The 551-nt window shown below is 36.7% G+C and carries 1 protein-coding gene; it reads right to left on the bottom strand.

From position 1 onward, the window contains the following. Window positions 1-22 precede the first annotated feature (22 nt). Window positions 23-517, bottom strand: a complete 495-nt coding sequence (locus tag ACP45E_RS21625; protein WP_017037299.1) for a hypothetical protein — start codon at window positions 515-517, stop codon at window positions 23-25. Window positions 518-551 lie beyond the last annotated feature (34 nt).

Raw genomic sequence — 551 nt, 5'->3', positions numbered from 1 at the left:
GCACTTCAAACTTGATACTAAGTTACGTGTACTTTAACCAATTCAAAGTGCTTTGCCAAAAAGAACCTTTTATTAAGGCCTTAGGCTCATTATCAGTTAGCCACACGATAAATGGCTTAAGGAAAACACTTGGAACATTATTATCTGTGAATGCTGTATCATTAAACTCCACAGCTGCATTTATACAGGTTTGAAACTCTTCTAACGCTTTCCCAAATAATGCGGGGTTGGTTGCTACGAAATCTAGATTTGAACTATTTAAACGAAAAACCTCATTAGAAGTTGTAGAAATACAAATTTGTTTGTCATCGCGATCCGAACCTAAGACAGCGAGTTTTTCGTTTTGAATTAATAGTTCAGGTAACCAACAATCTTCCTCTCCGAAATACATATTCGGGGCACACCATTCAGGTAAACCAACCTCTGATAAGAATCTGATTGTTGATAAATGCAATCCAAGTTCATTGAGTCTAGTTATCGGATATTTAGAATAATTATCGAAGATTGCAGCATCCATACTCTAGTAACCTAACGCTCTGCTAAGCGGCAAA

The organism is Vibrio genomosp. F10 str. 9ZD137 (genome assembly GCF_049974785.1).
GTDB lineage: Bacteria > Pseudomonadota > Gammaproteobacteria > Enterobacterales > Vibrionaceae > Vibrio.
Note: the sequence above shows the minus strand (reverse complement) of the source record. Positions and strands in the feature narration are given on the sequence as shown.